Below are 5,849 nucleotides of genomic sequence, written 5' to 3'. Positions count from 1 at the left end.
TGAAATGGGGCGAAAGTCTGTGGACTCTGTGTAAGACAGTACATGGTTTTTTAACTGTGGTATGCGACGGTGGTGGAAGCAGAAACTTAAATCGTGAGGTTTAGGAATCGCCGCACTTTTAGGGCGGCGAGGATGTCAACACTCCGGCTCCCTCAAACCTCTAATCGAAGGCGCAATCGCTGAAGCCCTACGTTCCACTGAAGCGGGTATCCAGCGTACCGAACAACGACTGCGAGAATTTGAGGACAAATATCAACTGTCCACAGCAGAATTTCTGCATCGCTACGAAAACGACGAATTTCAGGAAACCCTGGAACTTGACGAATGGATTGGCGAATTGCGAATGCTACAATGCCTACAGGAAAAAGCAGAAAGACTCAGAGGAATTGAATTTGTTAATTGAAGATTATTTTCAACAGATTCAAACAATTATCGCAACCTGTTCAGTAATAAAATTTTTTACGCTAGATTGTGAAAAGCGCGATACTTATGAAGGATTTATTCGAGCCGAAATTAAATTCATTGATAATTCAGTTTTATTAATCGTAATATGTACGCTTACCAGTATATGAATACCATGAATACCTTAATTTTCCGTTATGATAATACTCCACATCATAAAAAGCTGAACCTCCCAACCTATCCCCATCACAAACATGACAGCAGTGAAGAAAATGTAATCTCGTCCGCTGCTCCAACGCTCTTAGAAGTTCTTCAGGAAATTACCGCCAGAATCAGGAGTTTTCTATGAATGAACTAAAAGGAATCAGTATCAATAAACTGATTGAATATCTTTCCACCAACACTTTAGCCGAATTTAATGCCTATACTAGATTTAAGGAAATGGCAGCTAATGGCAACCCAGAAGAAGGATTGAAAATCTTGGCTAAATTTGATAATTAATATACAGTATAAAGCATTAATTATCATCAAAAAATCGCCAAACTAGAAGCGTAGGTGAAGGGATTTATGGATTGCGCCGCGCTTTAGTTATTGCTGGAGCAGAAAGCCAATTAATTAGCCTTTGGAAAGTATCTGATGATGCGACTAAAGATTTAATGGTCGCCTATTATGGACGCTTACAAAAAGGAGAAGGACGCAGTGAAGCTTTACGACAAATTCAACTAGGAATGCTCAAGGGTGAGAAGCAAAAACATCCTTTTTATTGGGCCAGTTTTATTCCTTCTGGTGATGCAACTTCGATGCAATTTGACTGATTAAGGGTTAGGAGTTAAACTTAGTGGTAAGATTATTGGTATCACAAACAATTACTAGGAGAGTCACACAATGGCAACATTTACAGAAAACGACCTCAAAGAATTAAAAGACTTTATTGTAGGACAATTCAAAGAAGTTAATGACAAAATAGACAAGTCATCTGAACAACTTAATGGCAAAATAGACAGATTATCTGAACAACTTAATAGCAAAATAGACAAGCTATCTGAAGAAGTGAATAACTTAAGAGTTGACATAGCAAATATTAAAGGAGAATTAACAGGCGTGAATAAACGACTAGATAACTTGGAATTTACTAATCGAACCATCTTTGTTGCTATTGTTACTGCACTAATGGCAGGATTGGTTAAGTTATTTTTCCCAAATTTTCCTACTAATCCTTAACTGTGATTCAAAAAGAAAACGGATTTTTTCAAAAAACCCGTTTTCTGAAATCGAATTCAAAATAAGAAATAGCGCTGGGCCATGGGTAAAACCGTAGCCGGTTCACAGATTAATAATTCGCCGTCAGCACGCACTTCGTAGGTTTCGGGATTAACTTCCATGCGCGGTAAAGCGTCATTAAGCTTCATACTAGCCTTACTGATATTGCGCGTATTGGACACGGCTACGGCGGTTTTTTTCAGCTTTAACTTCTCAGGAATGCCCGCTTTCATAGCATATTTAGAAACAAATGTCAAGGAAGTTTTGGCGATCGCACCACCAAAAGAGGCAAACATGGGACGCATATAAACCGGTTGGGGTGTGGGAATACTGGCATTAGCATCGCCCATTTGCGCCCAGGCGATTAAACCGCCTTTCAGGACAATTTCCGGTTTTACGCCAAAAAATGCCGGTTTCCAGAGAACCAAATCGGCTAATTTGCCCACCTCGATGGAACCGACATAATCGGATATACCATGGGTAATAGCAGGATTAATCGTATATTTAGCAATATATCGTCTTGCCCGCAGATTATCATTCTCTCCCGTTTCCCCGGTCAGTCTGCCTCGTTGTACCCGCATTTTGTGGGCAGTTTGCCAAGTGCGGATAATTACTTCCCCCACCCGTCCCATCGCTTGAGAATCGGAGGAAATGATGCTAAAAGCCCCTAAATCGTGGAGAATATCCTCGGCGGCAATAGTTTCGCGGCGGATGCGGGATTCAGCAAAGGCCACATCTTCGGGAATACTCCGGTCTAGATGATGACAAACCATCAACATATCGAGGTGTTCCTCTAAGGTATTCGTCGTATAGGGACGCGTGGGATTAGTAGAGGAGGGTAAAACGTTCATTTCCCCGCAAACCCTGATAATATCGGGAGCATGACCACCGCCGGCCCCTTCCGTGTGGTAGGTGTGAATGACGCGATTTTTAAAAGCGGCGATAGTGGCCTCAACAAAACCGGCCTCATTGAGAGTATCCGTATGAATCGCCACCTGCACATCGTACTTATCGGCCACGCTTAAACAGGTATCAATGGCTGCCGGAGTGGTTCCCCAATCTTCATGGAGTTTTAAGCCAATTACCCCCGCTTTTACCTGTTCCGCTAGTCCTTCCGGCTGACTGCTATTGCCTTTACCCAAAAAACCCAAATTCATCGGGAAAGCTTCGGCCGCCTCTAGCATTCGATAGATGTTCCATTCTCCCGGGGTGCAGGTGGTGGCATTAGTTCCCGTCGCAGGTCCGGTCCCGCCACCAATCATCGTGGTAATCCCCGACGCAATCGCTGTCTCAATTTGTTGGGGACAGATAAAATGAATATGGGCATCAATCCCGCCTGCCGTCAAAATCATCCCTTCCCCGGCTAATGCCTCGGTAGCAGGTCCGATGATAATATCGACATTATCTTGAATGTGGGGATTACCCGCTTTACCGATTTTATAAATTTTGCCGTCTTTAATGCCCACATCGGCTTTAACGATGCCCCACCAGTCGAGAATTAAGGCATTAGTAATTACTAAATCCACCGCCCCATCTTCCCTAGAAATGGGGGATTGGCCCATCCCATCGCGAATTACTTTACCGCCGCCGAATTTTACCTCATCGCCGTAGCTGGTGAAATCTTTTTCGACTTCGATAAATAATTCCGTGTCTGCGAGGCGAACTTTATCTCCGACGGTGGGGCCGTAGGTTTCAGCATAGGTGCGGCGATCGATGCGATAATTCATAGGGGGAATTCTTGAAAATCGACATTGATTATACGATCGATTTTCCGGCAATTATCGCTTTTTCGGGATTTTCTTCCATTTTTAATCTGGCTCGTTTTCGAGGATTTCTTTGGCTTTCAGTAAAGCTTGGTGATGTTCTTCGGTAACGGTGGGATATTTTAAACCAAGGGATTCCAGGGTGTGATAAATAACCGCCCCCACAGCTAAACGAGTAAACCATTTGCGATCAGCTGGGATAATATACCAGGGGGCCCACTCGGTACTGGTATGATTGAATACCTCCTCGTAGGCTTTCATGTAATCACCCCAAAAAGCCCTTTCTTTGACATCATTTTCGGAAAACTTCCAGTTTTTTTCGGGGCGATCAATTCTTTCCAAAAATCTTTTTTTCTGTTCTTCTTTAGAAACATTGAGAAAGAATTTCAGGACAATAACCCCATTGTTAACCAGATATTTTTCAAAATTATTAATCTCCTCAAAACGTCGATGCCAAACTTTCTTGGTTCTGTCTTCCGGGGGGAGTTTTTGCCGTTCCAATAAATTTTGATGGACGCGCACGACTAATAATTCTTCGTAGTAAGAACGATTAAAAATACCGATACGACCCCGCTCCGGTAAGGCTTTATAATATCGCCAGAGATAATCGTGATCTAGTTCTTCGGCCGAGGGAACTTTAAAGCTAAATACCTGACAGCCTTGGGGATTTAAGCCCGACATAACGTGTCTGATCGTACCATCTTTACCCGCCGCATCCATGGCTTGCAGATTAATTAACAGAGCATAGGTATCCTGGGCATAGAGTTTATCTTGAAACTCGGCCATTTTTTCGATCCCCTGTTGCAGCAGCAGCGTGGCATCTTCTTTGGTAATGTAGTCTGGCTTAAACCCGGGATCGTAATCTTTGTGCAGAGAAATTTCTTTACCCGGTGGCACTATTAAGGATTGTAAAAATGCTTGGCGATCAATTTTGCTGACCATGCTCTTCTCCTTGATTGTTTTGACCCCTAAGATTACATTGTAGCACTTTTGCTGAGAAAATATCTAAACCTTGAACCAGCGAGCCAAAGATGAAGTGGGAGAAATGACCTAGAAACAAGTACATTTAAATAGCTATCAGTCCCTACGCAAAATTAATTACACATCTAAGCTGTCAACGGTCTATCAGTTATCAGTTATCAGTTATCAGTTATCAGTAGGAGAATAGAATAGACCTCTTACATGATTTTTTTATGGTATAATGGATGGCTTTGCTTTTTTTTTGATTTTTAGATGGAAGTCGAAAAAAGAATAAAATGTGATCTTAGTTTCGGTGTGCATCAACAAACATATAGAAAGATGGTAGAAGCAGTAAAAAGTGTTGAAGCAGACTCTAATTCACCGTTCGACTGAGCGTTCGACTGATCTCACGCCGAAGTCTCACGCCGAAGTCTCACGGCTGAGGCCATCTAAAAGGGGGACTAAACCTAAACTATCTATAGAAGAACAAGTTTTAGTAACGTTAGAATATTGGCGAGAATATAGAACATATTTTCACATTGCTAAGTAGTCGTGCAAAATTAATTTCTTGGTTAGGATAGGCAAAAGGCAAGAGGCAAAAGGCAAAAGCTTGATCGAAATGTGTAATTAATTTTGCTTAGGTACTTACAAGCGGTCAACTATCATAATCAACTATATGTCGGATTCTAAATAAGACGTAAAAAATGCTTTTACAATCGGGAAAATTCCGTTTAAAAGGAAAAAAAGCTTTACTCAATCAAGAAGAGATACCGGTCGTAACGGTAATGGATGTAACGGAAACTCCCATTGAACGCCCCCAAAAGAAACAGAAAGATTTTTTTTTCAGGTAAAAGAGGTTAAGTACCTAAGCAAAATTAATTACACATCTAAGCCGTCAGCCGCTATTCCGTCAGCTTTTTGCTGTGATCAGTAAACAGTGAACTAAAAACTCAAATCTGATCCCTGATAGCTGTCTCCCGTCTCCTGTCTCCTGTCTCGACTAAGAAATTAATTTTGCACGACTACTTATCATACTTTAAAATCCCAATTACCCATATTCCGCACTTCACTTTGAAGTATAAAAAACTACAGGTCTTTTCAAAGAAAAAAAATCAGAATAATCAAAAAAATACTCAACCAATCAGATGTTGAGGAGAAATCATAAAATACCAAATGTTTTTTCGGCTCAAAGAGTTAAACTAAGTCACAACAATTCGAGGAGTAGTGACTCTCCTATAAGCATATTACTCAATTGTTATCAACAATTAGCCCGGCTACTATTCCTAAGTGATCTAGGTTTTTAATTTTTACCTCTGAGATAGGAGACAATTTTTGTACCTTTAATAGATTTTTGAGCTTTTTGATTGTCTCACTTTTTTGGGACTAATTCTCTGAGTATTTTTACTTATTTTTTCTTGAATGAGTTTATGCTACTTTATACTACATTTTGAAGTGCGGAGTGTC

6 protein-coding genes and 1 pseudogene are annotated in these 5,849 nt (G+C 41.0%); 5 read left to right on the top strand and 2 right to left on the bottom strand.

The annotated features are described in order from the left end of the window. Positions 1 to 550: 550 nt before the first annotated feature. From IM456_RS08190 to IM456_RS08175, 4 genes are all read left to right on the top strand, one after another. Complete coding sequence (locus tag IM456_RS08190) at positions 551 to 751, top strand: toxin-antitoxin system TumE family protein (RefSeq protein WP_012268268.1); 201 nt, start codon at positions 551 to 553, stop codon at positions 749 to 751. Next, positions 748 to 903: a DNA-binding protein gene (locus IM456_RS08185; protein ID WP_190356495.1), complete on the top strand. Its 156-nt coding sequence runs from the start codon at positions 748 to 750 to the stop codon at positions 901 to 903. The genes IM456_RS08190 and IM456_RS08185 overlap by 4 nt, the downstream gene beginning before the upstream one ends. A gap of 71 nt (positions 904 to 974) precedes the next feature. Further along, entirely contained in the window at positions 975 to 1,217 is a 243-nt protein-coding gene (locus IM456_RS08180; protein ID WP_287692621.1) for a CHAT domain-containing protein, read from the top strand. A gap of 70 nt (positions 1,218 to 1,287) precedes the next feature. Continuing rightward, positions 1,288 to 1,623 (top strand): LPP leucine zipper domain-containing protein, encoded by a 336-nt coding sequence (locus IM456_RS08175; protein ID WP_002737579.1) that lies wholly within the window; start codon positions 1,288 to 1,290, stop codon positions 1,621 to 1,623. A gap of 56 nt (positions 1,624 to 1,679) precedes the next feature. On the opposite strand, the gene ureC is transcribed toward IM456_RS08175, so the two are convergent. Both ureC and IM456_RS08165 read right to left on the bottom strand, forming a co-directional pair. Further along, positions 1,680 to 3,389 (bottom strand): urease subunit alpha, encoded by a 1,710-nt coding sequence (gene ureC / locus IM456_RS08170; RefSeq protein ID WP_150975872.1) that lies wholly within the window; start codon positions 3,387 to 3,389, stop codon positions 1,680 to 1,682. An 81-nt stretch (positions 3,390 to 3,470) separates the two neighbouring features. Next, entirely contained in the window at positions 3,471 to 4,367 is an 897-nt protein-coding gene (locus IM456_RS08165; protein WP_147068871.1) for a polyphosphate kinase 2 family protein, read from the bottom strand. Positions 4,368 to 4,658: 291 nt separating this feature from the next. On the opposite strand from IM456_RS08165, the pseudogene IM456_RS23520 reads away from it, so the two are divergent. After that, a pseudogene (locus tag IM456_RS23520) lies at positions 4,659 to 5,243 on the top strand (helix-turn-helix domain-containing protein); the annotation flags it as partial. Positions 5,244 to 5,849: the final 606 nt, after the last annotated feature.

The organism is Microcystis sp. M079S1, assembly GCF_020246425.1.
GTDB classification, from domain to species: domain Bacteria; phylum Cyanobacteriota; class Cyanobacteriia; order Cyanobacteriales; family Microcystaceae; genus Microcystis; species Microcystis aeruginosa.
Note: the sequence above shows the minus strand (reverse complement) of the source record. Positions and strands in the feature narration are given on the sequence as shown.

Coding starts and splice junctions, on each gene's coding strand:
- IM456_RS08190 (WP_012268268.1), top strand. CDS start 551: ATGTACGCTTACCAGTATATGAATACCATGAATACCTTAATTTTCCGT.
- IM456_RS08185 (WP_190356495.1), top strand. CDS start 748: ATGAATGAACTAAAAGGAATCAGTATCAATAAACTGATTGAATATCTT.
- IM456_RS08175 (WP_002737579.1), top strand. CDS start 1,288: ATGGCAACATTTACAGAAAACGACCTCAAAGAATTAAAAGACTTTATT.
- ureC (WP_150975872.1), bottom strand. CDS start 3,389: ATGAATTATCGCATCGATCGCCGCACCTATGCTGAAACCTACGGCCCC.
- IM456_RS08165 (WP_147068871.1), bottom strand. CDS start 4,367: ATGGTCAGCAAAATTGATCGCCAAGCATTTTTACAATCCTTAATAGTG.